Genomic DNA, 25,802 nt, shown 5'->3' with positions numbered 1-25,802 from the left:
GCGAAGCCTGAGCATCGCAAAGCATTATTATGGTTGTCTGGCCAGGAAATCATCGACTTCCTGACGACTGGGTATAGAGGGGATGGCGCCAGCACGAGTTACCGCCAGTGCGGCAGCAGCACTGGCTCTGGGCAGCGCATCTGGTACCGCGAGTCCGGCAGTAAGACTAGCCAGGAAATAGCCGATAAAGGTATCTCCAGCAGCCGTTGTGTCGACTGCATCCACCTTAAACGCATTTACGCTATGGCGCTGGTTGCCCTGACAATAACAGGCGCCCTTTGCTCCCAGAGTGATAAGCAATGCCAGATCTGGCGCTTGCTGCTGCATTCTTTCAATTGCTGTATCCAGATCCGACGCACCAGTTAAGTCCTGAGCTTCAATCTGGTTAACAATTAATAGATCCAGTTTATCCAACAGATTAAGGGTTAAATCCCGGTCCATTGGCGCCGGGTTAAATGCGACCTGCATACCCTTTTGCCTGGCCAATGTGGCGCTTTCATGCAGCAAGTTGGTTTCATTTTGCATTAGCAACCAATCCTGCTTTTCGGCTGACTGCAACTGGCTGGCTATCCAATCCTGTTGTAATGCCCGATTCGCGCCCGCATGCAAAATTATGGCGTTTTCGCCCTCGTCATCAATCTGAATAAGTGCGTGACCTGTGGCGTGCTGATCCTGTTGGTAGATACCGCCGGTCTCTACACCCAATTCCTGCAGCTTGCTGAGCGCTGAATCGGCGCTGGCAACACAACCGATGTGAATGACCTGGCCACCGGCTTTGGCAGCGGCCACCGATTGATTTGCGCCCTTGCCGCCAAGGTGCAGTGCATAAGCGCTGGACATCAGGGTTTCGCCTGGACGAACGAAGTGTTCAACTCTGTAGCAGTGATCCCAGTTGATGGACCCCAGGTTGTAGATTCTCATGTAAATTGCCCGTATTACTTAGAAACCACAATCTACCAGCGAAAAGTGGCAATACCAACGACTATCGGCACCTAAATGGTGCGATTGCGTGGACAATGTGCAGTCGCCGATAGCAGATAAGAAACCCCTTACCTAAAGTTTAGACCTTTGCTATTGAATGCGATGATTAAACGGCTATGGTGTTGAATACAGTCTTAACAGGAGAGTCAGATGCTGGGAATAATCGACAGCGGCCTGATCAAATCAGCCGGTTTTATTAATGGCCATTGGCACATTGGTGACAAGCAGTTTGTGGTGTCTAATCCGGCTGATGGGCAGGAACTGCTCAAAGTGGCGGATTTGGGCCCTGAAGACGCTGAACTGGCAGTGCAGAGTGCGGCTGAAGCCTTTTCTGCCTGGTCAAAGAAGGCCGCCATGGAACGCAGTCAGTTGCTGCGAAAGTGGTTTGAACTGATGATGCAGCATCAGGACGATTTGGCCCGCTTGCTGACCCTGGAACAAGGCAAGCCCCTGACAGAAGCAAAAGGCGAAATTGCCTACGGTGCGCAATATGTGGAATGGTTTGCCGAGGAAGCCAAGCGCGTTTACGGTGACACCATACCCGCCCCGGGCGCAGATAAGCGTCTGCTGATCATCAAGCAACCTGTTGGCGTGGTGGCCGCTATCACCCCATGGAATTTCCCCAATGCTATGATTGCCCGTAAAGCTGCCGCCGCCCTGGCTGCGGGTTGCACCTTTGTGGTTAAGCCCGCTTCAGAAACGCCCTTGTCTGCCCTGGCAATGGCCGAATTGGCTCAGCGCGCAGGCATTCCTGCCGGGGTATTTAATGTGGTGCCAGGCAAAGACGCCAAGGCGATAGGCAAGGTACTGACGGAACATCCGCTGGTGCGTAAGTTCAGCTTTACCGGCTCGACAGCCATTGGCAAATTATTGATAGCACAATGTGCCAGCACCGTTAAACGGGTGTCTATGGAGCTGGGTGGCAACGCGCCTTTTCTGGTATTTGACGATGCCGATCTGGATGCTGCTGTGCAAGGCTTACTGGTGTCGAAGTTTCGCAATGCCGGGCAAACCTGTGTCTGTGCAAATCGGGTTTTTGTGCAACAAAGCGTCTATACGGAATTTTGCCACAAGCTGTTGAAAGCCGTTGAGGGTTTAAGAGCCGGCAATGGTTTGGCAGAGGGTGTCAATATCGGCCCGCTGATTTCCCAGCAAGCGGTGGATAAAGTCGATGAACTGATAAAGCAGTCGGTTCAGCAAGGTGCGCAGGTAAAAGTGGGTGGACAACTGCACCAGAGTGGTGGTTGGTTGTATCAGCCTACTGTGTTGACCGGGGTAAGCAACCAAATGCCGGTGGCCCGTGAGGAAATTTTTGGTCCGGTGGCGCCCCTAATCCCCTTCGAAGACGAACAACAGGCGCTGCAAATGGCAAATGATACCGACTTTGGTCTGGCTGCTTATTTTTATGCCAGGGATATTGGGCGTATTTGGCGGGTTGCTGAAGGACTGGAGTATGGCATGGTCGGCATAAACGAAGGAGCAATATCCAACCCTGCAGCGCCTTTTGGTGGCGTGAAGCAATCCGGTAACGGCCGGGAGGGCTCTAAATACGGCCTGGATGATTATCTGGAAGTTAAATATCTGTGTATGGGTGGCGTTTAGAACCAATAAAAACTATTGCTTTTATAAGTGTTGTTGATAGTAGTTCTCGTTACATTTACCATTGGGCCTGTGTTTGTTGATTTGGCATTGGATAGATGGCGAGAATTTCCAACCGTTTCTGGTTCCAACTGCATGGCTGGTTCGCTTTACCAGTATGGCTGCTGTTCAGTTTTATTTGTCTGAGCGGCACTATCGCGGTGCTTAGCCATGAGTTAACCTGGTTAACCAACCCGGCGGCCCGTGCCGATAATCCGCATAAGTTACCGGCTAAACCTGTTGCAGAACTGGTGCAGACGGTACAGCAGGCGCATCCCACTGCGGCAGTGGGAGCGGTGATGGTGTTTGAACCCTATCTGGTAAATGCGGTGGTTTTCACCGACGCAGACAAACCCCAGGCCATTGCCTACGTCAATCAATACAGTGGCGAAATTCAGGCGGTGGAACAAGGGCTGACCTTTATCGGCTTTATGCGCGCCCTGCATGGCTGGCTGCTATTTCCCTGGCATGGCAGTTACAGCATAGGCTATTACCTGGTGAGCCTGATGTCGGTGATGATGCTGGGCTCGCTGATTACCGGTCTTATTGTTTACAAGCATTTCTGGCAGGCCTTTACCCGGCCGAAAATACGCACCCATCAGGGCCAGCGCACTCTGCTGGCTGACCTGCATCGTTTAGCCGGCGTCTGGTCTATCTGGTTTTTACTGATAATGAGCCTGACCGGGCTTTGGTATTTAGTACAAGCGATATTCTGGCATGCAGATATTGATATTGAGCCCCATGCGCCGCTGGTGGCAGCGTCTCAGTTACCCAGCCAGACTGATTCAACACCCATACCAGTGGTTGACTTTCAACAGGCAATGGACAAGGCCCAGCAGCTGTACCCGCAATTCGCCCCTGCCTACTTGCGCTTGCCCGAGCACAATCGTGATATGTATCAATTGATGGGCGGTGGTGATCATATTTTCTATGATCAGTATGCTTATCAGGTCAGCGTTAATCCCTGGACCGGGGAAGTGGCTGACAGTCGCTCACCTGCTGATATGAATACTCTTCAGGTTATCAGCCATATTGCCGACCCTCTGCACTACGGTACCCTTGGCGGGCTATGGACCAAGATCTTGTGGTTTGTATTTGGTTTAGTTTTAAGTGGCATGTCGATTACCGGCTTTATGATGTGGGGACGTCGCACCTTAAAAGGTGCCAGTAAGTCCAGGGCTCAGGTGGTACAGGCAGAGTTGGGAGAGACCGTCTGATGGCAAGGCTGAAAAACACCTTCTGGCAACGCAATAAATATAAATTAAGTGGTCTGATTCTGGTGCTCCCTTTCTGGTTTCTATATCAGAGCCTGACCCCGGAATTTCCACCTGCATTGGAAAGTCGTCAGGCGGGTCCTTTTTTGGTGACCCCTATGCCTTTTGATCACAAGCCACCTTATCAACATCACGATGAGTTTGTTAAAGACTTCCTGCTGACATTTAACCAGGGGGATATCGCCGATATTCGCCAGGCTTATCTGAATATTGGGCCAAGCCCGCTACCTTTAGCCACACTGCAGCAAGGTGAGTCCGGTATATTGCATGGCAGCCGCCATGGTCAGCATGTACATGCCATCGCCAAGCCAAAGTTAGCAGCAGAGGATCGCATCTGGCTGGTAATCGAAGACTGGCAGGGCAATCAGTACCAGGCGCAGTGGCCAGTGCCGACAGCGCTTTTTCTGCCATAGCATAGGTTGTCAGCAATAGGGTAAACTCCCGGTTTTTTTGCAAGGGACTACCAATGTCAGACGCTGTGTTAGCGGCAGAAGCAACGCCATCTGTACAACATATTAAGCTGGATTATGCCCAGGTTCGTCAGACCATGCAGGATGGCGACATATTGCTATTTGGCGGGACCAATGCCTTTTCTCGTTTAATCCGCTGGGCCTGCAAATCAGACTATTCACATGCAGGTATTGTGGCCTGGTGGGGCGAGCGACTGATGGTACTGGAAGCTAAGGGGCCGGGCGTAGTGACCAGCCCGATCTCAGACAATCTCTGTCACTATGCTGGCAATATTGATTATTTCAGACTCAGGCCGGAACAAGTTCTGGACCCTGTTGCACGCAAGAAAATGCTGGATTTCGCTTTGTTACAGCTGGGTAAGAAATACAACTTCTGGCAACTGGTACCCTTCTTTTTCAGGCTGGTGTTGAACAAGCTGCACAAATACCGGGGCTGGCAAGATCACGATATTGCCAGCGCCTACTTTTGTTCTGAGTTTGTTTCCGCCATCTATAGCAGAGCGGGTCGTGACTTGGATATTCTGTACCCTAATCATTTCACCTCGCCCCAGGCCATTGCGCAGTCCACACTACTGGAAAAAGTAGGGCGGCTGCGTTAACTACCTACTTGCTGGCGGCTCCCTGATAACCCCAACGGGCCATTAATTGCTGGTCGATACCAAGGTGGTCAAGGATACGGGCCACCACAAAATCCACCAGATCCTGGATGGATTGCGGTTGGTGATAAAAGCCCGGGCTGGCCGGCATAATGGTGGCGCCAAGATTTGACAACTTCAGCATGTTTTCCAGATGCAGGCTGGACAAGGGCATTTCTCTTGGCACCAGCAGCAGTTGCCCTCTTTCTTTAAGTACTACGTCCGCCGCCCGCTCAATCAGATTGTCGCTGGCACCCACCGCAATAGCAGACAAAGTGCCAGTAGAGCAGGGGCATACCACCATTTGCTTCGGAGCCGCAGAGCCCGAGGCCACGGGTGAGAACCATTCATCCTTGCCAAATACCCTGATTTGCTCAGGTTGGGCCTGATAACGCTCAATCAGCCAGGCGGCTGCTGCATCTGGCTTGGCCGGGATTTGCAGATTCTCTTCGGTGGCCAGCACCACTTTGGCCGCCGAGGAAATCAGTACAAACACCTGGCAATTAGCTCTTACCAGCAATTCCAGCAGGCGCAAGGCATATGGCGCCCCCGAAGCACCGGTAATGGCCAGGGTAATCTGTCTGTCAAAGGCCATGCTGGTTCTCCAATGCACTGAGTAGTTTCTGATGCAGGCCGCCAAAACCGCCGTTACTCATCACCAGAATGTGGTCGCCAGGCTTGGCTTCGCGAATGACGGCTTGTTGCAATGCGTCCATATCGCGATACACCTGACTGGGTACGGTGCTGGCCTGGCAACTTTGCTGTAAGGACCAGCGAAGTCCCTCAGGTTCAAATATAAAGGCGTTGTCTGCCTGTTGCCAGGCGTTTGCCAGTTGGTCTTTAAAGACGCCCTGTTTCATGGTGTTGGAACGGGGCTCCAGCACCGCCAGAATGCGGGCGTTGCCCACCTTGGCGCGCAGTCCGGCAATGGTCAGGGCGATGGCGGTGGGGTGATGCGCGAAGTCATCATATAAGGTGATATCCGCTACCTTGCCTTTGACTTCCATACGACGTTTTACGTTTTTAAAGCTGTTCAATGCCTCTATGGCCAATGCAGGTTGCACCCCAGCATGACGCGCCGCAGCCACAGCCATCAGAGCATTGTGGCGATTGTGTTCGCCCTGCAGTTGCCAGTCTATGCGGCCCTGTTTGACGTCATTCAGCAGAATGTCAAAGCTACTGCCATCGGCCGAAACCTGGGCTAATTGCCACTCTTTTCCGGTCTGCTGTATGGGGGTCCAGCAGCCCATCCGTAATGTATTTTCAACATTGTCATCAACGGCAGGAGAGATCACCAGACCATTACCCGGTACCATACGCAGTAAATGATGAAATTGCTTCTGAATGGCGGCCAGATTGTCAAAGATATCGGCGTGATCAAATTCCAGATTATTAATAATCAGGGTGCGCGGGCGGTAATGCACAAACTTAGAGCGTTTATCGAAAAAGGCGCTGTCGTATTCATCGGCCTCAATGACAAAAAAGGGCGAGTCGCCCAGGCGGGCTGAAATACCAAAGTTTTCCGGCACACCGCCAATCAGAAAACCAGGATTAAGCCCGGCATGCTCCAAAATCCAGGCCAGCATACTGGCTGTGGTGGTTTTACCATGGGTACCGGACACCGCCAGCACCCAACGGTCTTTGAGCAGATTCTCCAGCAGCCACTGCGGGCCGCTGGTGTAGGGCAGATTGCGATCCAGCACATATTCTACAGCCGGGTTGCCGCGGCTCATGGCATTACCTATGACTACCAGATCGGGTGCCGGGTCTAATTGCTTAGGGTCATAACCTTGCGTAAGACTAATACCCAACTGTTCAAGCTGAGTGCTCATGGGAGGATAAACATTGGCATCGGAGCCGGTTACGCGATGGCCGAGTGCTTTGGTCAGCGCGGCGATACCGCCCATAAAGGTGCCGCAAATGCCGAGAATATGTATATGCATAATTAACAGGTCAATTCGAATCTGCGCCAAGCCTATCAGAAACTTCGACTTTGAATAATACCTGTGACCATGCCCGGCGACATCTGTGGTCAAACTGGTTACAATAAAAGAACAAAAATAAAAACAAAGCCCTACGGCTTAGACCCATGGGCAGTCCCTACATCAATAAAAATTCTCTAAGGTCTGAAGTTTATGAAACGACTCAACACACAGTTACAGGAAGACGGTTGTCCCCTAGAACTTATTCTGCTTATTCGCACCCTGTTGGCGGCCTGTAAGGAGATATCCTTCAGGGTCAGCCAAGGCGCCCTGGCCGGCGTACTGGGGTCTACCCTGAGTGACAACGTGCAGGGCGAAAGGCAAAAAAAGCTGGATGTGATCTCTAACCAAATTCTTAAGGATATCCTCAGTGAATCTGGCTATGTCAAAGCTATTTCCTCTGAAGAAGAGGACCATGTTATTGGTTGCAATCCTGACGGTAAATATCTGATTAGTTTTGATCCGCTGGATGGTTCTTCCAACACCGACATCAACAGCCTGATCGGGACAATTTTCTCTGTGATGCATGCACCGCAGTGGATGGAACCTGATGATCCATCTGCCTTTCTGCAGCCGGGCACTCAGCAAGTAGCTGCAGGTTACGTATTGTATGGCCCGTCGACCATGCTGGCCATGACCACAGGTCGGGGTACACATTTATATACCCTGGATAAAACCCACGGTGGCTTCCTGCTGACCCGCAACAATGTGCAGGTTCCGAAGGAAACCCAGGAGTTTGCTATCAATACTTCTAACCAGCGTCACTGGGAACCTTGCATGCAAGAGTATGTGGCAGATCTGCTGGCTGGTGATCAGGGCCCAAGGGGCAAAAACTACAATATGCGCTGGGTGGCGGCCATGGTAGGGGACATCCACCGGGTATTGTGCCGGGGCGGTATTTTCGCTTACCCCTGGGATAACCGTGAACCGAACAAGCCAGGTAAACTGCGCCTGATGTACGAAGCCAACCCAATGGCATTTCTGATGGAACAAGCCGGTGGCGGCGCGTCAACTGGTCGGGGTCGTATTCTGGAAGTGATGCCTACCGACATTCATCAGCGTGTACCTGTATTGCTTGGCTCGGCCGACGAAGTGGAAGCCTGTGTCAGCTATTACAAAGACTAATTGCGGCAAATGATTCACCCGGCCGCTTGGCCGGGTATCAGGGCTGTTTATCTTTCAAATATCGATATCGTTCAAATCCAGCCCCTGTCGTTATTGGTTCAGGCCTGTTTCTTTTCCAACTTCACCACTTCGGCTTTTTCTTCTTCCAGTAAACCGGCTGCGGCACTTCCTTTAAGTAGCTTGCCAACCGCATCTTTGTTTTGCGCCAGCATAACGGACAGTTCTTCCATTACAGACTCTTCCAGTTTAATGCCCTTGGCCTGAATATAGTCAGCCAGATTGTCGGCAACATCCAGCATCTTGTCATAGAGATCCGCCTCTTTTTTATCTGTTGTCACCAGCTTCTCTACCCCTTTGTGCTCAACCACATAGCGTACGATGATGGCCATCACAGCCTCCTTTGTTGGAAATCTGTTCAGAAGATTAACACGGATACTGTATAAATGAACAGTTATTTTTGTGATTAGGATTAAATCTTCTATGCTCAAGAGGTAGGTGTTAATGAACTTGAAAGGAGAGACAATGACAGATTCCCATTGCGTAAAAGATGCAAAATCCAACGCCATCGCCAGAATGGAAGGATTACAAATGGCCATTGCCAATGGTGAAGTGGACAGGGTCAGGCAATTACTGGCTAATCAGGTGTTGGACAAACTACAAAAAAGTTACTTGCTTGATCTGGCCGAATTAAATCAAAAAGCGGAGATAGTTAAGTTGCTTGAAAAGACGCCTGTTAAGCATTAAGCGCTGGCGAAAAGTCGGTGAAAGTAAAAAATCTGGTCCTCGCAAACGAAAAAGGCTGCTACTGCAGCCTTTTTGGGGGATAGCGCTTAAAGCAGTGGTGCAATCACCAGACTGACAATGGCCATTACGTTAATCAGGATATTCATGGCCGGCCCGGAGGTATCTTTGAATGGGTCACCTACAGTGTCGCCCACCACGGCGGCAGCGTGTACTGGAGATCCTTTGCCACCGTGATTGCCCTTCTCAACATATTTTTTGGCGTTATCCCAGGCGCCGCCAGCGTTTGCCATCATCAATGCCAGCAGCACACAACCCAGCAGTGCACCGCCCAGCATGCCACCTAAGGCATGGGGACCAATGCCAAAGCCAACCAGTGGCGGTACGGCAACAGCCAACACCCCAGGTAGAATCATTTTCTTTAGTGCTGCGGTGGTGGCAATGTCCACACAGCGGGCAGTATCAGGTTTGGCTTCGCCTTCCATCAGGCCTTTTATCTCGCGAAACTGGCGACGAATTTCGTGGATCATTTCAAAAGCAGCATCACCCACAGCGGTCATGGTAATTGAAGCAATTAAGAACGGCAGGATACCGCCTATAAACATACCCACCAGCACTTCAGGATTGCCTAAATGCAATGTGAAACCGGGATAGTGATGGGTCATGGTTTCCACAAAAGCGGCGATGATGGCCAGCGCAGCAAGGGCTGCCGCGCCAATGGCGAAACCTTTACCGATGGCCGCAGTAGTGTTGCCCAGTTCATCCAGCGAGTCGGTAATTTGCCGGGTTTCTTTGCCTAGCCCACCCATTTCTGCGATGCCGCCAGCGTTATCAGCCACCGGGCCGTATGCATCAATGGCCATGGTGATACCCACGGTCGCCAGCATACCTACGGCCGCGATACCTACGCCATACAGGCCAGACAGGCTGGTGGAAATATAGATAATAGCGCTCAGCGTCAGCACCGGGATCACCACAGACTGCATACCGACCGACAGGCCGGTAATCATGACGGTTGCAGGGCCGGTTTCACCGGATTTAGCTATTTTACGAATCGGAGAAGCCGCTGTGTAATATTCTGTCACCAGACCTATGACAATACCACCCACAGCGCCAGTGACCACTGAGCACCAGACATGATAGTCAATGCCCACCTGCTGAATAACAAAATAAGCGGCCACGACAAAAAGTACTGCTGCGCCTATGGTTCCAGCACGCAATGCAACATCGGGTTTACTGGCCGACATCGCCTTGACCAGTAAAATACCCAGCACTGAACATAATAACCCGGTTGATGCGAGCGCCAGGGGCAGGAACATCATAGACTCCCGGCTGCCGAGACCATCCAGCGCCATGGTGGAAGCAATAGCGATGGTCGCAATCATCGCGCCGCAGTAAGACTCGAATATATCTGAGCCCATTCCAGCCACGTCACCCACATTATCACCCACATTGTCGGCAATTACGCCTGGGTTGCGAGGGTCATCTTCAGGAATGCCGGCTTCAATTTTACCGACCAGGTCAGCGCCTACATCTGCGCTCTTGGTGAAAATTCCGCCACCGACCCTTGAAAACAATGCCACACTGGAGGCCCCCATACCAAAACCATGGATAACATGGGCCGTGGCAGGATCTCCACCAAAAAACCAGTACAGCATGCCTAGTCCCAATAACCCCATGGATGCCACACATAATCCCATAATGGAGCCGCCCATAAAGGCGACGGACAGGGCTGCGGCTGCACCCTGGTCGTGTGCGGCCTGGGTGGTACGGACATTGGCCTTAGTGGCCGTGAACATACCTATATAGCCAGCCAAAGCAGAACAAATGGCACCTACAGCGAAAGCGATAGCGGTATTGGCACCAAGCGACAGATATAAGGCAATGCCCAGAACCAGGGCGAAAATAAACAGCATCTTGTATTCACGGTGCATAAACACCATTGCGCCGAGGTGTATCTGATCAGCAATGCTGCCGATAGCTTGATTGGTAACGGGTATGCGTTTAATCAGTAGATAAATAACTAACGCGAAGAGCAGGCCAACAAGACCCAATACGGGCGGTATATAGAATATTTCAGTCATAGCTTCCCCAAAATTAAACAAGGCACAGCCGTGCGATTTGCACGGTGGGCTGGTCTCAGGGGCCTGGCTACAACCTCAACAAAGTAGCTAACCCCTTTGTTTTTACTTGGCTTTTTAGCAACAGTCGCAACCACTATAGACCCCTGATGGAAGCTTGTCAGCAATATTTGCAGAAATTTTGCCCACCTAATCAGACCGCTGTTGAGTTCTGAGTTGTTTAAATCGGCAACTTAATACTCTGTACATTCCTGTAAGACATTCAGTCACTTAGACCAAAGTCTTTCCGTGAGGTTGGTTTGAAGCTGTTTATTTGCCGTTTAAAAAACGTATAATCCGCGCACTTCCCGTTTTGTTAAAGATAAGGACCCGCCATGAGTTTAAATGCCGTTCCTGCAGGTAAGAACCTGCCTGAAGAAGTGAATGTAATTATTGAAATCCCGGCTCACTCCGACCCGGTTAAATACGAAGTGGACAAGGAATCTGGCGCGATTTTCGTTGATCGCTTTATGGCCACCTGCATGCACTACCCAACTAACTACGGTTATGTGCCTCATACTTTATCTGAAGATGGTGATCCGGTTGATGTGCTGGTTATCACACCCTTCCCTCTGCTGGCGGGTTCTGTGATTGCGTGCCGCCCGGTTGGTGTACTGAAGATGACAGACGAGTCAGGTACCGACGCTAAGGTTTTGGCAGTACCAAAGGACAAGTTGTCTACTATCTATCGCAATGTAAAGGACATCGAAGATGTACCTGAATTACTGCGTAATCAGATTGAACATTTCTTTGAGCATTATAAAGATCTGGAACCCAACAAGTGGGTGAAAATTGACGGCTGGGACAACGCTGAAGCTGCCAAAGCGGAAATTGTGTCCAGCGTTAAACGCTACGAAGATACGCCGGATAAACCAGCGTTCTAAGGCGAATTCCATATATAAATCGGGCCAGCATTGCTGGCCTTTTTTATGCCCTAAAGGCTACAATTGCCGTCCGTTGTCCCGGCTTTGGGTTACCCATGCCATCCTTGCAAGCTATCCGTCAGAATCCGCAATTTTTACTGTTGGCCATGGCCTTTGTCATGCCTCTGACCTTCTCGGTATGGAATGCGTTACTGAATAACTTTGTTATCGACGCCGCACAATTTAATGGTGCGCAGATTGGCCTATTGCAAAGCTTGCGGGAAGTGCCTGGGTTTCTGGCGTTTACTGCCATTTTTGTGCTGCTGGTACTCAAAGAACAAACCTTTGCATTAATTTCCGTGGCGGTGATGTCCATCGGCATCGCATTGACCGGCTGGTTTCCGTTTGAATATGGCCTGTACGCCACCACAGTATTAATGTCTATTGGTTTCCACTATTTTGAAACGGTTAACCAGTCACTGACCCTGCAGTGGCTGGACAAGCAGCAAACCGCAGAGTTTATGGGACGTCAACTGGCAGTAAAAAGCTGTGCTTCGCTGCTGGCTTACGGTGCTATCTGGATTCTGATGGAGTGGTGGGGTATTAGCTATAATGCAATGTATATGCTGGCAGGTGGTGCGGGACTGATTATTGTACTGACCCTATGGTTGTTGTTCCCGCGTTTTTCCCAACCTAGCACCCAGCATAAGCAACTGGTATTGCGTCGTCGCTATTGGCTGTACTACGGCCTGACATTTTTCAGTGGCGCACGGCGGCAGATCTTTGTGGTGTTTGCCGCCTTTATGATGGTGGAGAAATTCGGTTACAGTGTGGGCGAAATCAGCTTACTCTTTATGCTCAATTATGTGTTTAATTTGTTGTTTGCCCCGAGCATAGGTCGCTTTATCGCGCGAGTGGGTGAAAGACGGGCGCTGGTGGTTGAGTATGTCGGTCTGATCATACTGTTTATCAGCTATGGCCTGGTGGAAACCGCTTGGTTGGGTGCGACATTATATGTTATCGACCACCTGTTGTTTGCTATGGCCATTGCCATGAAAACCTATTTTCAGAAAATTGCCGATCCTCGTGATATTGCCTCTACCTCGGGGGTGAGCTTTACCATTAATCATATTGCGGCGGTGGTGATACCGGCGCTACTGGGCATGGTATGGCTGGTATCGCCTAGTATGGTGTTTTTTGTCGGCGCGGGGTTTGCCTGTTGTTCGTTGTTGTTGTCGCTGAATATTCCGGCCCTGCCGATGCCGGGAAATGAGGTGCGCAGAAATCCATTTGGTTGGGCTAATCAGCCAGATCTTGCAGTTGAAAAGGTGTGAAGTGATGAGAATGCTAATGGTTGTCCTGGGGTTGTTGCCAATGTTGGCAATGGCTGAGGCCAAAGACTTGTATTGGGAAGATATGGTACCCAAAGATTACGTGGCACCTGAGCAAAGTATCAGCCACGACGGCGACAGTATGGCACAAATGAATCTGGATGCGCCGGTAGTGGCTGAACTGGACGGTCAGGAAGTCAGAATTCCGGGCTTTGTGGTGCCTTTGGAAGGTGATGACCAGAAGCTCACGGAATTTTTGCTGGTACCTTATTTTGGGGCTTGTATACATGTTCCACCCCCACCACCTAATCAAATTGTTTACGTAAAATTTGCTGAGGGTACCCCGGTTGAGAGTTTGTATGATGCTGTCTGGATAACCGGCAAATTGTCTACTAAGGGCTGGAGTGGTGATATAGCCACGGTCGGCTACAGTCTGCAAGGGATAAAGGTTGAACCTTACGAGTAGGCAACAGCATACACAGGGTGCCTGAAGCACTCTGTGTATGGCTGTTTGAAAGGCTTCTTCAGAAAGTGCCGACCACTTTCACATCTGCTGTGACCTTGGCGGCATCGATGTAACCAATCATATTGGGATTGGCCGCGATCAGACTTAACATCTCGCTGTCCGTTGCCACGGTTTTGGGTGGATTTGCCTTGCCCGTAAACACCAATTTCGCCCAGTAAGCTTTTATCTGGGATGTGTCGCGGCTAAGCACATTACTAACGAACATATCTTTAACCGCAACCCCATCGTCGAAATCTATCGGCACTGCTTGTGCACCGCTTGGGAATGTTTTGGTCTTTGCCAGGAATACTCTTTGTATTTCGTCCTGACTCAGACTGTCTCCATTGGACGGATGTACAATCACGGCCACCTCAGCCTGGGCAGCCAGACTCATGCCAAACAATACCGCACCTGTTACTTTGAAGATTGATTTCATGGTCTGTTCTCCTCAGAAGATAAAGTCGATGCCGACCCGGAATTGATCCATGCTTTCTTTATGATCCTGACTACCAACCTGGGTGGCCGCATTTCTATCCCATATATCATCATACTTAGTATATTCAGCTTTTAACGCTGCACTGTCATGGAAATCCCAGCGAATACCAAGCCCTGTTTCGGTAAATTCATACATCTGGCCATCAAATGCGGCCTGAATACCCGGCCTGAACGGTGCCGGAAACATGGCTGCCGTTGTCGTATTTCGGTCTGTTTCAGCTTCACCATAGTAAACATAGGGTTGCAGTGAACGTACCCGATAGCCCAGGTTTACATACCACTGGTTGTTGACCAGATTTAACGAGTCATCAATATCGACCCGGGACTTCTCAGCATTAAATACCAGGCTGCCATCGTCATAGCTTAGTCCATAGCCGAGGAAGGTGCCTTTATCGTCATTAATGCGTAAGTTGTCTGTAACGCTGACCGGGACACCGGCTTGATTTAACTGTGCGGCTAGTCCTTCAACCGTGACCACCGGAATGTTCACATCTGTTTGCATATAAGTGGCATAGGCGGTGAAAGACTGCCATGAAAGCTGGCTGTTTATGCCCATTGCGTTGTTTAGTTTCCCCGCCGTTGGCGTGGTGGTGCTAAAGAACGTTTCTTCCACCCGCCCGGCGTAGGCATTAACGCTGACGTCGATACTCGAGAGGCTGAAGTTGTGCAGCACACTGACACCGTCATAGGTGGAAAAAAGCAGGCTGTACATAGTTCGAGGCGGTGAAATGAAGGGATAGGCAAAGCCCACATCCAGATAATCCGAATAGCGATAAAAAGGAATACGCAATCTACCGGCCCGCAGTGTTGTTGAATCATTTACCGCGTAGCTAAGGTAAGCCCATTCAAAATTAGCATCAAAATCATCTGCGCCTTTCGCCAGAATTTGGGCCGTGACCGACAGATTTTCGCCCAGATCGGCCATAGCCTGCAGCGCAAATTTACTTTGTGGCTTAAAGCCAATGTCTTTATCGTAGAGATTGTTGCGAAAGTTCAGATCATCGCTGACACCGACCACCACTGACCCGAAACCGTTAATGGTCACTTCGGCTGACAATGGCAGTGAGACGATAAGCAGCGAGACAGCAGGTAAAGACCTGAGTTTCATCTGTGTACTCCCATATGCTTATAGTTTAGTTGTGCTGACAATCTAACTATATGCAATGTCTAGAAATTCGCCATGAAATGAAAAACGAAAAAATCTTGCAAATGCCATGTTCTTGGCTGTACTTGGTTAAACCTCTGTCTTATACGAGGCAGTAATGTAGTGACTGACTGAATTTTTGACATTTTTGCAGCAAATTCGATTTCAACTGAGAAAGTTTAATAAAGTCAAAGTGCTACAGTTAAAAAAGCAGACTATGTTTAACAACAGTGGCAGCACATTAAAGGCCAGGATTCAGCATGAACATACTTAACAAAATGCCTGTGGCGACGAAAATTTTCCTAATTCCTGTTATTGCGACCTTAAGTTTTGTTATCTACCTGCTTATTACCGTTTCTACGGCGCTGAATAACAGCACTATGCTGGATCAGGCCAGGGAAGTGCAGTTTCCAGCTTTGCAAAGCTCGGCGTCTACTTTGGTGCAGATGCAGAAACTCAGAGACACTCTTAGCAGTGCGGTTACCACGGGGGATGAGGATGCCATTACCGCAGCCAGCAACATTGCCGCAGAAGTAAGGAACGCATTGGATGACATCGCAGCCATGAGTGCGGATTTCAGTGCGGACATTCAAAAAATCGGTGGTAGCTTTGATAACTACTATAAAGTGGCATTTGGTCTGTCGGAGTCCATGGTGCAGGGGACAGCTGACTTTTCCAAAATTGGCGAATTATCTGAACAGATGAACCAGTCCTATGACAATGCCATAGGCCACATGGCGACGTTCCGGGATCAGCAGCAACAAGCTTTTGAGAAAGCTTTTCAGAACTCCAACGAAGCTAACGATACCTTAATTAGTACAGGTATTGTGATGGCACTGATTACCACAGTGATATTGTTTGCTACTGCATTTCCCATTGTGACTGGTATCAAAGGCAGTATTGTGGAAGTGGTACGTTCGCTTAAAGATATCGCCAGGGAGGATGGTGATTTAACCGTCCGTATTCAAACCAAGAGCCAGGATGAAATTGGCGAGTTGGTACATTGGTTCAACCAGTTTATGGAAAAGCTGCAGACCGTGGTTAAAGACATTGTGAATGCCAGTCTGCCACTTTCACAATTAGCCCAGAACCTGCACCAACTGACCGAAGAAACAAACCGTACCATAGATGTTCAACAGAATTCCGCGACCCATGCCAAACGAGCAGTGGATACTATGAGTGAATCGGTCGCCAGTGTTGCTCAAAGTGCCGCTCTGGCAGCGGATGCCGCAGGGGAAGCAAGTGGTGCTGCCGGGCAGGGCCAAAAAGTTGTGGATGAAACGGTGCAGAGCATCCAGCAACTTGCAGACAATGTCAGGGCGTCAGCCGAGGTGATACAGAAGCTTGAAACGGATTCTAACAAAGTCGGTACGGTACTGGATGTGATTAAAGGCATTGCTGAACAAACTAATTTACTGGCCCTCAATGCAGCCATTGAGGCTGCCAGGGCGGGGGAGCAGGGGCGAGGTTTTGCGGTCGTGGCGGATGAAGTCCGTACCCTGGCATCCCGTACCCAGCAATCCACAGAAGAGATTCAGGCGACCATAGAACAACTGCAAAATGCGGCCCGTTCGGCCGTAACTGTAATGGAAAAAGGTACTGAACGCGCCAATGGCAGTGTACAAACCGCGAATAAAGCTGGCGACAGTTTGAGCGTTATTACTTCAACGATTAATCGCATTACCGATATGAACCGGCAGATTGCCGGAGCCACTGATGAACAACAGTCGGTGGCCAGAAGTATTGTCGGCCATGTAGATGAAATCCATCATCGCACCGAACAAACCTCCGCCAGTTCGGCCAAGCTGGCGTCGGTCAGCCGTGAATTGGCCGAATTGGCGGGTAATCTGGAAGCTATCGCTAAACAGTTCCGGGTTTAAGCTGTATATATTTGCTCTGCAGGGTTAAACAACACCCAGGAGGTCAGGATATATTTGTCGTTAGAGCGTGGCACCTGACCTCTGTGGGTATGGGTAAAATAGGCCGGAGCAATAACCATCCTACCAGCCCTGGGTTGAACGGACACATCCTGGTAGTAGAAGTCAGTTTCTCCGCCCTCTTCGACGTCGTTTAAATAGAACATAAACAATAGAATACGATGTAAGGCATCATTGGCGCCCGCCTGCGGATAGACTTCTGAATGCCAGTAGGGGTAACCGCCACGAGCCACGGGATACTTTTGCGCATTGATGTCGCCAAGGCGAAACAGATACTGCACCAGATTGGCCAAATTCGGCAGGCCGACTTCTGCAAAGTTGTCCTGGCTGAGCTTGACGGGTTCGCCTGTTTTGGGGTGTCGTACGGTCAGGCCAATAGGACCAATCAGGGCAAAAAAATATTTGGCAAAATAGCCCATCACCTGTTGGGTGGTAGTTTGCAGCACCTGGGGAAGCAAGCCTGCAAACTCAGGTTGGCTGGTGATAGAAATATCCTCACTAACCTTTTTACTGGTGTCCACACCGCCACCTGTGCGGCCCGCATGACGATTGGGGCTGTTGTCTATCTGCTCGATCAGTGCCTGGCAAAGCGCCGTTGGCAGGGCATTATCGATAATTTCAATAAACTGGCTCATGCGGCCTCCGTGCTCAGCTTTATCAGTTCACTGCGTACCTGCTCAGATATGGCTTTAGATGACTGAGTTGCATAGTCAAAATGTACCATAGTGGTAATACCCGTGGCGCATTGTTGCTCGTCCTGCCAGATTTCCTGATACACATCGAATGAACTTTTGCCTATGCGACTAATACCTGTGCGTACCTGCACCGGTTTGCCGTAAAAAATCTGCCTGAGAAAATCGATTTTGTAACTGGCCAGAATCAATGGCCAGTTGGTCAGATCTAATTCTGGGCTAAAAAGCCGGAATATGGGTTCTCGGGCAGCCTCAAACCAGCCTGCCAACACAGTATTGCTGACATGGCGTAAGGCGTCTGTTTCGTAAAAGCGTACATCATATTCCTGGCTTAGCATGCTTGCCCCTCTTATCCGCTTTTCTGGCTCAGACTGCCAGCATAGGTTTCAGAAAACGTCCGGTATGGGATACCGGTGAATCCGCCACCTGTTCGGGCGTACCCTGGGCTATTATCTGCCCGCCGCCACTACCACCTTCCGGCCCCAAATCCACCAACCAGTCGGCGGTTTTAATCACATCCAGATTGTGTTCTATCACCACTACGGTGTTGCCGTGGTCGCGCAATCTGTGCAGTACCTGTAATAATTGCTTGATGTCGTGGAAATGCAAACCGGTAGTGGGTTCATCCAGAATGTACAGGGTTTTACCTGTATCCCGTTTGGAAAGCTCGCGGGCCAGTTTAACCCGTTGTGCCTCGCCGCCAGACAAAGTGGTGGCACTCTGACCAAGTCGAATATAAGACAGTCCCACATCCATCAGGGTCTGAAGTTTTCTGGCTAAGGCTGGAATCGCATCAAAGAACTCGCGGGCATCTTCCACCGTCATATCCAGCACTTCCTGGATGTTCTTGTTTTTATATTTGATTTCCAGAGTTTCACGATTGTAGCGCTTACCTTTGCAAACATCACAAGGTACGTAAATGTCGGGCAAGAAATGCATTTCCACTTTGATCACACCGTCACCCTGGCAAGCCTCGCAGCGTCCGCCTTTGACGTTAAAGCTGAAACGCCCAGGCTTATAACCACGGGAGCGGGCTTCCTGCGTACCGGAAAACAACTCACGAATCGGCGTGAAAAGTCCGGCATAGGTGGCTGGATTTGAGCGTGGTGTGCGGCCAATCGGGCTTTGATCGATATCCACCACTTTGTCCAGATGCTCCATACCTCGCACGGCCTGATAGGGCGAAGGTTCGCCGACAGTGGCACCGTTCAGCTCTTTGTGGGCTATTACATACAAAGTGTCGTTAATCAAAGTTGACTTACCCGAACCGGACACTCCGGTAACACAGGTCATCAAACCAATGGGCAGGCGCAAGTTAACTTCTTTAAGATTATTCCCCGTGGCGCCATCCAGTTCTAACCAAAGGTTGTCCGGGTTTGGTGTGCGCGTCGCAGGCACTTCTATTTTTTCTCTGCCCGAAAGGTATTTTCCGGTAAGTGAATGCTCGCTTTTCTTTATGTCTTCCAGGCTGCCCTCAGCGACGATCTCGCCGCCATGCACACCGGCTCCGGGGCCGATATCCAGAATGTAATCAGCTTCCCGGATGGCGTCTTCGTCATGTTCAACCACAATCACGGTATTGCCCAGATCGCGTAAATGGATAAGGGTGCTGAGCAAACGTTCATTGTCGCGCTGGTGCAGGCCGATACTGGGCTCGTCCAACACGTACATAACCCCGACCAAACCTGCGCCAATCTGGCTAGCCAGGCGGATTCGCTGAGCTTCACCGCCGGACAGGGTGTCGGCACTGCGGGACATTGACAGGTAATTCAGGCCCACATTAACCAGAAAGTTCAGCCGGTCACGGATTTCCTTCAGGATCTTTTCGGCAATCTGTGCCCGTTTGCCGGTCAGTGCCAGACTTTCGAAAAACGCCAGGGCTTCGGCGATGGACATATCGGTGACGGTGGGCAGGCGGATTTCGTTAATAAATACGTTTCTTGCTTCTAAGCGTAAACGGGTGCCGCCACAACTGCCGCAGGGCTGTTGACTGAGGTATTTGGCCAGTTCTTCCCGCACGGCATTGGACTCGGTTTCCCGGTAACGCCGCTCCATATTAGGCAGGATACCTTCGAACGGATGTTTGCGTTCCATCACGTCACCGCGATCGTTGATATAGCGGAACTTAATGGATGTTCCTTTGCTGCCGTTTAGCACCACATCCCGGGCTTTGCTGTCCAGCTCATTAAAGGGCTTGGTGAGATCAAACTGATAATGTTCTGCGACCGCCTGTAGCATCTGGAAATAGTAATAGCTGCGTTTGTCCCAGCCACGAATGGCACCACCGGCCAGGCTCAGTTCCTCATTGACTATCACCTTACTGGCATCAAAAAACTGTCGGGTGCCAAGGCCGTCGCAGGTCTGACAGGCGCCAGCCGGGTTGTTAAAGGAAAATAATCTGGGTTCCAGCTCTGCCATACTGTAGCCACAATGAGGGCAGGCAAAGTTGGCGGAAAAGACGATTTCTTGTTTGCCGGGCTCGTCCATCCAGGCGATTTTGGCTGTGCCACCGGATAACCCTAGGGCGGTTTCAAAGGATTCAGCCAAACGTAATTGCAGATCGTCACGTACCTTGAATCTGTCTACCACCACTTCGATAGTGTGCTTTTTATGCAGATCAAGGGTTGGCGGATCGGACAAATCACAGATTTCGCCGTCGATACGGGCCCGGATAAAGCCCTGCGCAGCCAGATTTTCCAGGGTTTTAATATGTTCCCCTTTGCGCTCTTGTACCACAGGGGCCAGCAACATCAGCTTGGCACCCTCTTCCATGGTCAGGACCTTGTCCACCATCTGGCTGATGGTCTGGGCATCTAACGGCACATTGTGATCAGGGCAGCGAGGCTCCCCAACTCTGGCAAACAACAGACGCAGATAGTCGTAAATTTCGGTAATGGTACCCACGGTAGAGCGCGGGTTATGTGACGTGGATTTCTGTTCAATGGAAATGGCCGGTGATAAGCCTTCGATATGATCGACATCCGGTTTTTCCATCATGGACAGAAACTGACGGGCGTAAGCCGACAAGGACTCGACATACCGGCGTTGTCCTTCGGCATACAGGGTATCAAATGCCAGGGATGATTTACCGGAACCGGACAAGCCGGTGATCACAATCAGCTTGTCCCTGGGCAGGGTTACACTGATGTTCTTAAGGTTATGAGTGCGCGCGCCACGTACTTCTATTTTGTCCACAAAAAACACACCTGAGCAGGGAAACGAAACCCCTAGTATTGCATAACCCTTGCCCTGGAAACGAACAAAATATCTGAATCCTGCTTTTTCGTTCTGCCTTAGTGTCTGCTGTGTTACACTGCGCGGCCGAATGGGAGCTGCAATCTGCTCTGTGAAGAAAACCTGATATAAAACACTAAGTTGTTGTGAACAATACCGAATTGCGAGGGGCGTTGTCCCTGGCCACCGTTTATGTACTGCGAATGCTGGGCCTGTTTATGGTGATGCCGGTATTGGCCGTGCTGGCCCTGTCTTACCCTGATTACTCTCCGTTGTTGGTCGGCCTGGCGATTGGTGGGTATGGGCTGACGCAGGCCATGTTACAAATTCCAATGGGCTTGCTTTCCGATCGCCTTGGTCGAAAACCCGTTATTATTCTGGGGTTAGTGCTGTTTGCACTGGGCAGTCTGGTCGCTGCTCAGGCAGATACCCTGCTGTGGGTTGTTATCGGGCGTATTATGCAGGGCGCCGGTGCGGTGGCCGGTGCGGTTATGGCGCTGGCTGGCGATATCAGCCGAGAGAACCAGCGTCCCAAAGTCATGGCCATTATCGGTATTGCCATTGGTTTTTCTTTTTATCTGGCCTTGCTACTTGGCCCGCTATTGGCGGAAAAACAGGGGCTTGCCGGCATCTTTGGCTTTACCGCCGTGGCGGCTCTGATCTGTATACCGTTGGTATTGTTTGTGGTGCCCGGGGCACAGAATATTTCACCCAGTGGTGACACGCTTCCCAAACTGGCTGATGTGGGCAGGTTACTGGCAGACAAGGCCCTGCTGCGGCTGAATATCAGCGTCGCCCTATTGCATATGCTGATGACGCTGATGTTTGTTAGCTTACCTAAGCGTCTGGTTAGTGAAAACTGGCCACTGGCCGAGCACTGGATGCTATATTTGCCTGTACTGTTGTTATCGGTATTTGCCATGGCACTGCTGATGCGCGTGAGTCGGCAAGGCCGGCAAAAATCGATGATTTATCTCAGCATTATATTGCTGGCTTCAAGTATGCTGGCGATGGCCTGGCAACAAGCGCCATTGGCAGCTCTGTTGGTGTTTTGCTGGTTGTTTTTCACTGGCTTTAACTACCTGGAAGCGAACCTACCTGCTATGGTGTCGAACCTGGCACCAGCAGGCAAAAAGGGATCTGCCATGGGAGCCTATGCCAGTTTCCAGTTTTTCGGAGCCTTCGCCGGCGGCCTGGTATCAGGCCTGTTGAATCAGTTCAGTGCTGGTCAGTTCAGCTATTTGTTTGCTGCACTTATGTGCCTTTTGTGGCTGGGGCTGATCAGAGGTTTAGGGAGTGGTAGTATCCATCTTAAGCGTTATGCGCTGAGTTTGGATCCACGAATTCAGCCTATTCAGGACAGCCTGAAGCAGGTTTCGCAAATGGCAGGGATACGGGATATCACCTTGGTTGAAGACGAAAGCGTTTTGTACCTTAAGGTGGATAGTCGCGAGTTCAACCTGCAAAAGGCCAGGCAACAACTGGGTCTGGTAAGTTAACGTAAATTTATGACGCTGCAGCCGTATTTGGGTTCAGCGGACAAGAGGAGCAATTATGGCAAGCAAAGGCGTCAATAAAGTCATTCTGGTTGGTAACCTGGGGCAGGATCCTGAAGTGCGTTATATGCCTAACGGAAACGCCGTGGCCAATTTGAATCTGGCGACATCGGAAAGCTGGAAAGATCAAAGTGGTCAAATTCAGGAGCGCACGGAATGGCATCGGGTGACCATGTACCGCCGCCTGGCGGAAGTGGCCGGTGAATATTTGCGTAAAGGCAGCCAGATTTATATTGAAGGTAAGCTGCAGACCCGCAAATGGCAGGACCAAAGTGGCCAGGACAGATATACCACAGAGATTATTGCCGACCAGATGCAAATGCTGGGCGGTCGCGCCGGTGGTCAGGAAGGGGGCCAGTATCAGGCCCGCCCCAATCAGGCGCAGCCTCAGCAAGGTGGTACTCCGAGTCAGGGCTTCGCTCAGCCACAACAAAACCAGTACCAGGGTGGTCAGTATCAGGGCAATCAATATCAGCAGAATGCCAGCCAGGGCCGTGGGCAGCAAAATACGCCTCAGCAGCCAGGCAATATGCCTGAACCTGATTTCGATTTTGATGACGATATCCCATTCTAACGTTTACTAAAGGCCTCAACTGAGGCCTTTTTTATGTTCAGGATGAACGGGACGAAAAACTGCTCCTGCATTTTCGTCACTTCCGCCCTCCTTGGCGGTCGTATGCCGTGGGTTCAGGGATGAACAGGAACGGCGATGCTTGCTTGCCAAGGTCAGGGTAAGGCTGGGATAAAATATGTCTAAACTGTAAGGATGGCAAAGGCAGTAAACCTATTTGGCACGAAACTTTATCTATTGGTTAGTGCTGGTCTGACCCTGTTTTGAGCACGACCAGAAAAACTGGTTAAATAGGTAAATGTCTGATGTAATTAGTGGAAATAATTATAATGACTGCAAAGTGATGATGCGTCTTGGTTGGGGGGATGTCTTAAAAAGCAGGTTCCGAAAACCTGCAAACTATTATTCGGTTGGTCTGGAATTTGGCCAGCGTAGTCTCCTCTTGTCTCTTCTTGCCCTCAAGGATGGTCAGCCATATTGGGTCGCGCAACATAAAATCGATATTCATGACTGGCAATCTGGCCTGACGGATTGGGTTAACGATAACCGGGCGCAAAATACGCCCTGTCATCTGGTTTTTTCTACTAACAGATATCAGCTTTTACAAGTGGAACGGCCAGCCGTGCCAGACAGCGAACTGGTCCAGGCGCTGCGTTGGTCAGTAAAAGAGTTGCTGGCTACTGAAGAAGATATGTTGGTGGACTATTTTGATATGCCTGCTCAGGCCACGGGAATGAACAAAATTAATCTGGTGGCTGTGCCTCGCATATTAGTGGAAGAGGTGGTTGAGGGAGTACATAGTGCTGGATTAACACTCAACAGTATTGGCATAGAAGAACTTAGTCAGTGTGACCTGCTTGAAGCCTGCGCAGAAGCTCAAATCACCTTATTGCAGGAACCCGGTGAAGAAATTTCCCTGAGTATTATCAAAGACGAAAAACTTTATTTTACCCGTCGATTACGCGGATATGAGCAACTCAGCAGCTACGGCCTGGAACAAATTCATCAGGGCGTGGCAGACAGTCTGAGCCTGGAAATCCAGCGATCTATGGACTATTTCGACAGCCAGTTGCGTCAGGCGCCGGTTAAACGTCTGCTGGTTTGTATTGATACTCCCTTTCTTGGCGAATTGTCGCAACTGTTGCAGCAAGCGACCTTGCTGGAAACCCAGGTCATCGAACCCAGACTGACAAAAGAGGACGGCCTGATATTTTCCTCTGAGAGTGCGACCAGTTTAGGAGCGGCCATGCGACAAATGCATGAGGGGCAGTGATGAAATTTCGGGTCAATCTTTATCCACAAGAACTGCGACCAAGATATGAATTGATCACCCTGTCTTTTGTGTTTTGTATCTGGATATTAGCCATCGGCTTGGTTGGTGGCAGTTGGTGGTATGCAAGTGACCAGTTGGCGCAGTGGCAAAGTTTGGATAGCAGTCAGGAGCAACGCCTGCAAGCAGAACGGACAAACTTGCGTAACCAGGCACAACTTATGCACCAAGAGCCAAGCGAAACTCTTGCACAACGTGTGGTGGAATTGCAAAAGCAAGTCGCATTGCGACAACAAATTCTGTCGTTGTTACAGAAGCAGCATCAGCCCAACGGTGGATATGCCACGCTGATGCTGGACCTGGCAAAGTATCACCATGAGAAGGTATGGCTAAACAGAATCAGGGTGGTGGACGACCAACTGCTCCTGCAGGGAGGAACAACAGAAGGGAGCGCTGTACCAGACTGGCTGGCGCAGTTGGCACAATCGCCAAACTTTCAGGGCCAGGAGTTTGCCACAATCCAACTGAACCGGGATGAGCAGGACAACTTGCAGTTTATGCTCAGTTCCGAACTGGCCAACAAGGAACAGCATGAAGCGTTTTCAGAAAATCAGTGAAAGCTTCGTTGCCCGCACCTTAAGGGAGCGTGTCGGCACGCTGCTGGCCGGGCTGTTGCTGATTGGTTACGGCGGCTGGATGATGCTGGTTGCGCCTTTGTTCGCCAGCATACAACAGCTTGAAACTCGCCATACTCACCGAATAATGGAAATTGACACCGTGCAGGCGCAGATTAGCGAACTCAAGGCGGCCAGTTCCGACCCGGATGCACCACTGAACAATCGTATTGCCGCTTTATTGCAGCAGCAGGATGTGCTGAATCAAAGGTTTTTGGCGCAGAGCAGTGAACTTATTCCGGCATCCAGAATGAAAGAGGTGCTGCAACAATTGCTAGCTCAGCACAATGAGCTGAAATTAGTGGCGCTTTATTCCCTGCTACCACGTAGCATGCTGGATGCCGAGATGAGCACGGAAGATATCAGTTTATATCAGCAGAGCTTGGTGCTGGTCGTGGAGGGGCGTTATTTTGCCATTCAGGCCTATCTGCAGCATATCCAGTCGTTGCCCTGGCGTTTTTATTGGCAGGAGTTTGATTACAAGGTAACCGAATACCCACTCGCACAATTGCATATACAGCTTTATACCTTAAGTACGGGTAAGGCCTTCGTGGGAGTATGAGG

General features: G+C 50.4%; 25 protein-coding genes. 15 read left to right on the top strand and 10 right to left on the bottom strand.

Annotation, left to right across the window (positions count from 1 at the left end; translation table 11 throughout):
* Nucleotides 1–27: 27 nt before the first annotated feature.
* Nucleotides 28–921, bottom strand: coding sequence for a ribokinase (locus CSR04_RS01825; protein WP_102794518.1), 894 nt, complete (start codon nucleotides 919–921; stop codon nucleotides 28–30).
* A 210-nt stretch (nucleotides 922–1,131) separates the two neighbouring features.
* On the opposite strand from CSR04_RS01825, the gene CSR04_RS01820 reads away from it, so the two are divergent.
* The 4 genes from CSR04_RS01820 to CSR04_RS01805 all read left to right on the top strand — a co-directional run bounded on the left by CSR04_RS01820 (nucleotide 1,132) and on the right by CSR04_RS01805 (nucleotide 4,962).
* Nucleotides 1,132–2,583 (top strand): NAD-dependent succinate-semialdehyde dehydrogenase, encoded by a 1,452-nt coding sequence (locus CSR04_RS01820; RefSeq protein ID WP_102794517.1) that lies wholly within the window; start codon nucleotides 1,132–1,134, stop codon nucleotides 2,581–2,583.
* Nucleotides 2,584–2,678: 95 nt separating this feature from the next.
* Nucleotides 2,679–3,836, top strand: a complete 1,158-nt coding sequence (locus tag CSR04_RS01815) for a PepSY-associated TM helix domain-containing protein (protein ID WP_102794516.1) — start codon at nucleotides 2,679–2,681, stop codon at nucleotides 3,834–3,836.
* Nucleotides 3,836–4,306 carry a hypothetical protein gene (locus CSR04_RS01810; RefSeq protein WP_102794515.1) on the top strand — a complete coding sequence of 157 codons (471 nt, stop codon included), beginning with the start codon at nucleotides 3,836–3,838 and terminating at the stop codon, nucleotides 4,304–4,306. Before CSR04_RS01815 ends, CSR04_RS01810 begins: the two co-directional genes overlap by 1 nt.
* Before the next feature lie 53 nt (nucleotides 4,307–4,359).
* Nucleotides 4,360–4,962, top strand: a complete 603-nt coding sequence (locus tag CSR04_RS01805; RefSeq protein ID WP_102794514.1) for a YiiX/YebB-like N1pC/P60 family cysteine hydrolase — start codon at nucleotides 4,360–4,362, stop codon at nucleotides 4,960–4,962.
* A 4-nt stretch (nucleotides 4,963–4,966) separates the two neighbouring features.
* Here CSR04_RS01805 and CSR04_RS01800 read toward each other — a convergent pair whose 3' ends face one another.
* Both CSR04_RS01800 and mpl read right to left on the bottom strand, forming a co-directional pair.
* Complete coding sequence (locus CSR04_RS01800) at nucleotides 4,967–5,593, bottom strand: flavin prenyltransferase UbiX (RefSeq protein WP_102794513.1); 627 nt, start codon at nucleotides 5,591–5,593, stop codon at nucleotides 4,967–4,969.
* A complete protein-coding gene (gene mpl / locus CSR04_RS01795) occupies nucleotides 5,583–6,941 on the bottom strand; it encodes a UDP-N-acetylmuramate:L-alanyl-gamma-D-glutamyl-meso-diaminopimelate ligase (protein ID WP_102794853.1) in 1,359 nt (452 codons plus the stop codon). The genes CSR04_RS01800 and mpl overlap by 11 nt, the downstream gene beginning before the upstream one ends.
* 192 nt (nucleotides 6,942–7,133) lie before the next feature.
* Between mpl and CSR04_RS01790 the strand changes: the two genes are divergently transcribed.
* The gene (locus CSR04_RS01790) at nucleotides 7,134–8,105 is read left to right on the top strand and encodes a class 1 fructose-bisphosphatase (RefSeq protein ID WP_102794512.1); all 972 of its coding nucleotides are present in this window, start codon (nucleotides 7,134–7,136) and stop codon (nucleotides 8,103–8,105) included.
* Nucleotides 8,106–8,203: 98 nt separating this feature from the next.
* On the opposite strand, the gene CSR04_RS01785 is transcribed toward CSR04_RS01790, so the two are convergent.
* On the bottom strand, nucleotides 8,204–8,494 hold the full coding sequence (locus tag CSR04_RS01785) for a YebG family protein (RefSeq protein ID WP_102794511.1): 291 nt from the start codon (nucleotides 8,492–8,494) through the stop codon (nucleotides 8,204–8,206).
* 133 nt (nucleotides 8,495–8,627) lie between these two features.
* Between CSR04_RS01785 and CSR04_RS01780 the strand changes: the two genes are divergently transcribed.
* Nucleotides 8,628–8,849, top strand: coding sequence for a hypothetical protein (locus CSR04_RS01780; RefSeq protein ID WP_102794510.1), 222 nt, complete (start codon nucleotides 8,628–8,630; stop codon nucleotides 8,847–8,849).
* Nucleotides 8,850–8,935: 86 nt separating this feature from the next.
* Here CSR04_RS01780 and CSR04_RS01775 read toward each other — a convergent pair whose 3' ends face one another.
* Nucleotides 8,936–10,930 (bottom strand): sodium-translocating pyrophosphatase, encoded by a 1,995-nt coding sequence (locus CSR04_RS01775; RefSeq protein WP_102794509.1) that lies wholly within the window; start codon nucleotides 10,928–10,930, stop codon nucleotides 8,936–8,938.
* Nucleotides 10,931–11,301: 371 nt separating this feature from the next.
* Here CSR04_RS01775 and ppa point away from each other — a divergent pair, with 371 nt between their 5' ends.
* The 3 genes from ppa to CSR04_RS01760 all read left to right on the top strand — a co-directional run bounded on the left by ppa (nucleotide 11,302) and on the right by CSR04_RS01760 (nucleotide 13,626).
* Nucleotides 11,302–11,850 carry an inorganic diphosphatase gene (gene ppa / locus CSR04_RS01770; protein WP_102794508.1) on the top strand — a complete coding sequence of 183 codons (549 nt, stop codon included), beginning with the start codon at nucleotides 11,302–11,304 and terminating at the stop codon, nucleotides 11,848–11,850.
* 95 nt (nucleotides 11,851–11,945) lie between these two features.
* Nucleotides 11,946–13,163: an MFS transporter gene (locus CSR04_RS01765; RefSeq protein ID WP_102794507.1), complete on the top strand. Its 1,218-nt coding sequence runs from the start codon at nucleotides 11,946–11,948 to the stop codon at nucleotides 13,161–13,163.
* 4 nt (nucleotides 13,164–13,167) lie between these two features.
* Nucleotides 13,168–13,626, top strand: coding sequence for a DUF3299 domain-containing protein (locus CSR04_RS01760; RefSeq protein ID WP_102794506.1), 459 nt, complete (start codon nucleotides 13,168–13,170; stop codon nucleotides 13,624–13,626).
* Nucleotides 13,627–13,684: 58 nt separating this feature from the next.
* On the opposite strand, the gene CSR04_RS01755 is transcribed toward CSR04_RS01760, so the two are convergent.
* Together CSR04_RS01755 and CSR04_RS01750 are read right to left on the bottom strand one after the other, a co-directional pair.
* Nucleotides 13,685–14,101: a type 2 periplasmic-binding domain-containing protein gene (locus tag CSR04_RS01755; RefSeq protein WP_102794505.1), complete on the bottom strand. Its 417-nt coding sequence runs from the start codon at nucleotides 14,099–14,101 to the stop codon at nucleotides 13,685–13,687.
* A gap of 12 nt (nucleotides 14,102–14,113) precedes the next feature.
* The gene (locus CSR04_RS01750) at nucleotides 14,114–15,268 is read right to left on the bottom strand and encodes a porin family protein (RefSeq protein ID WP_102794504.1); all 1,155 of its coding nucleotides are present in this window, start codon (nucleotides 15,266–15,268) and stop codon (nucleotides 14,114–14,116) included.
* Between the two features lie 296 nt (nucleotides 15,269–15,564).
* Between CSR04_RS01750 and CSR04_RS01745 the strand changes: the two genes are divergently transcribed.
* Nucleotides 15,565–17,184 carry a methyl-accepting chemotaxis protein gene (locus tag CSR04_RS01745; RefSeq protein WP_102794503.1) on the top strand — a complete coding sequence of 540 codons (1,620 nt, stop codon included), beginning with the start codon at nucleotides 15,565–15,567 and terminating at the stop codon, nucleotides 17,182–17,184.
* Here CSR04_RS01745 and CSR04_RS01740 read toward each other — a convergent pair.
* Genes CSR04_RS01740 through uvrA form a run of 3 tightly spaced genes read right to left on the bottom strand, consistent with a single transcriptional unit; the run spans nucleotide 17,181 to nucleotide 21,128 of the window.
* Nucleotides 17,181–17,876, bottom strand: a complete 696-nt coding sequence (locus CSR04_RS01740; RefSeq protein WP_102794502.1) for a 2OG-Fe(II) oxygenase — start codon at nucleotides 17,874–17,876, stop codon at nucleotides 17,181–17,183. The two genes, CSR04_RS01745 and CSR04_RS01740, sit on opposite strands and share 4 nt — an antisense overlap.
* Nucleotides 17,873–18,271: an acyl-CoA thioesterase gene (locus CSR04_RS01735; RefSeq protein WP_102794501.1), complete on the bottom strand. Its 399-nt coding sequence runs from the start codon at nucleotides 18,269–18,271 to the stop codon at nucleotides 17,873–17,875. The genes CSR04_RS01740 and CSR04_RS01735 overlap by 4 nt, the downstream gene beginning before the upstream one ends.
* Before the next feature lie 28 nt (nucleotides 18,272–18,299).
* Entirely contained in the window at nucleotides 18,300–21,128 is a 2,829-nt protein-coding gene (gene uvrA, locus CSR04_RS01730; RefSeq protein WP_102794852.1) for an excinuclease ABC subunit UvrA, read from the bottom strand.
* 185 nt (nucleotides 21,129–21,313) lie between these two features.
* Between uvrA and CSR04_RS01725 the strand changes: the two genes are divergently transcribed.
* The 5 genes from CSR04_RS01725 to gspM all read left to right on the top strand — a co-directional run bounded on the left by CSR04_RS01725 (nucleotide 21,314) and on the right by gspM (nucleotide 25,800).
* A complete protein-coding gene (locus CSR04_RS01725; protein WP_102794500.1) occupies nucleotides 21,314–22,666 on the top strand; it encodes an MFS transporter in 1,353 nt (450 codons plus the stop codon).
* Between the two features lie 55 nt (nucleotides 22,667–22,721).
* Nucleotides 22,722–23,297: a single-stranded DNA-binding protein gene (locus tag CSR04_RS01720; protein WP_102794499.1), complete on the top strand. Its 576-nt coding sequence runs from the start codon at nucleotides 22,722–22,724 to the stop codon at nucleotides 23,295–23,297.
* Nucleotides 23,298–23,736: 439 nt separating this feature from the next.
* Nucleotides 23,737–24,567 (top strand): type IV pilus biogenesis protein PilM, encoded by an 831-nt coding sequence (gene pilM / locus CSR04_RS01715; protein ID WP_146027081.1) that lies wholly within the window; start codon nucleotides 23,737–23,739, stop codon nucleotides 24,565–24,567.
* Nucleotides 24,567–25,181 (top strand): PilN domain-containing protein, encoded by a 615-nt coding sequence (locus tag CSR04_RS01710; protein ID WP_102794497.1) that lies wholly within the window; start codon nucleotides 24,567–24,569, stop codon nucleotides 25,179–25,181. The genes pilM and CSR04_RS01710 overlap by 1 nt, the downstream gene beginning before the upstream one ends.
* Nucleotides 25,156–25,800: a type II secretion system protein GspM gene (gene gspM, locus CSR04_RS01705; protein WP_172449201.1), complete on the top strand. Its 645-nt coding sequence runs from the start codon at nucleotides 25,156–25,158 to the stop codon at nucleotides 25,798–25,800. Before CSR04_RS01710 ends, gspM begins: the two co-directional genes overlap by 26 nt.
* Nucleotides 25,801–25,802: the final 2 nt, after the last annotated feature.

The organism is Bowmanella denitrificans, assembly GCF_002887595.1.
In the GTDB taxonomy this organism is placed as follows: Bacteria; Pseudomonadota; Gammaproteobacteria; order Enterobacterales; family Alteromonadaceae; genus Bowmanella; species Bowmanella denitrificans.
This window is presented reverse-complemented; position numbering and strand designations above follow the sequence as displayed.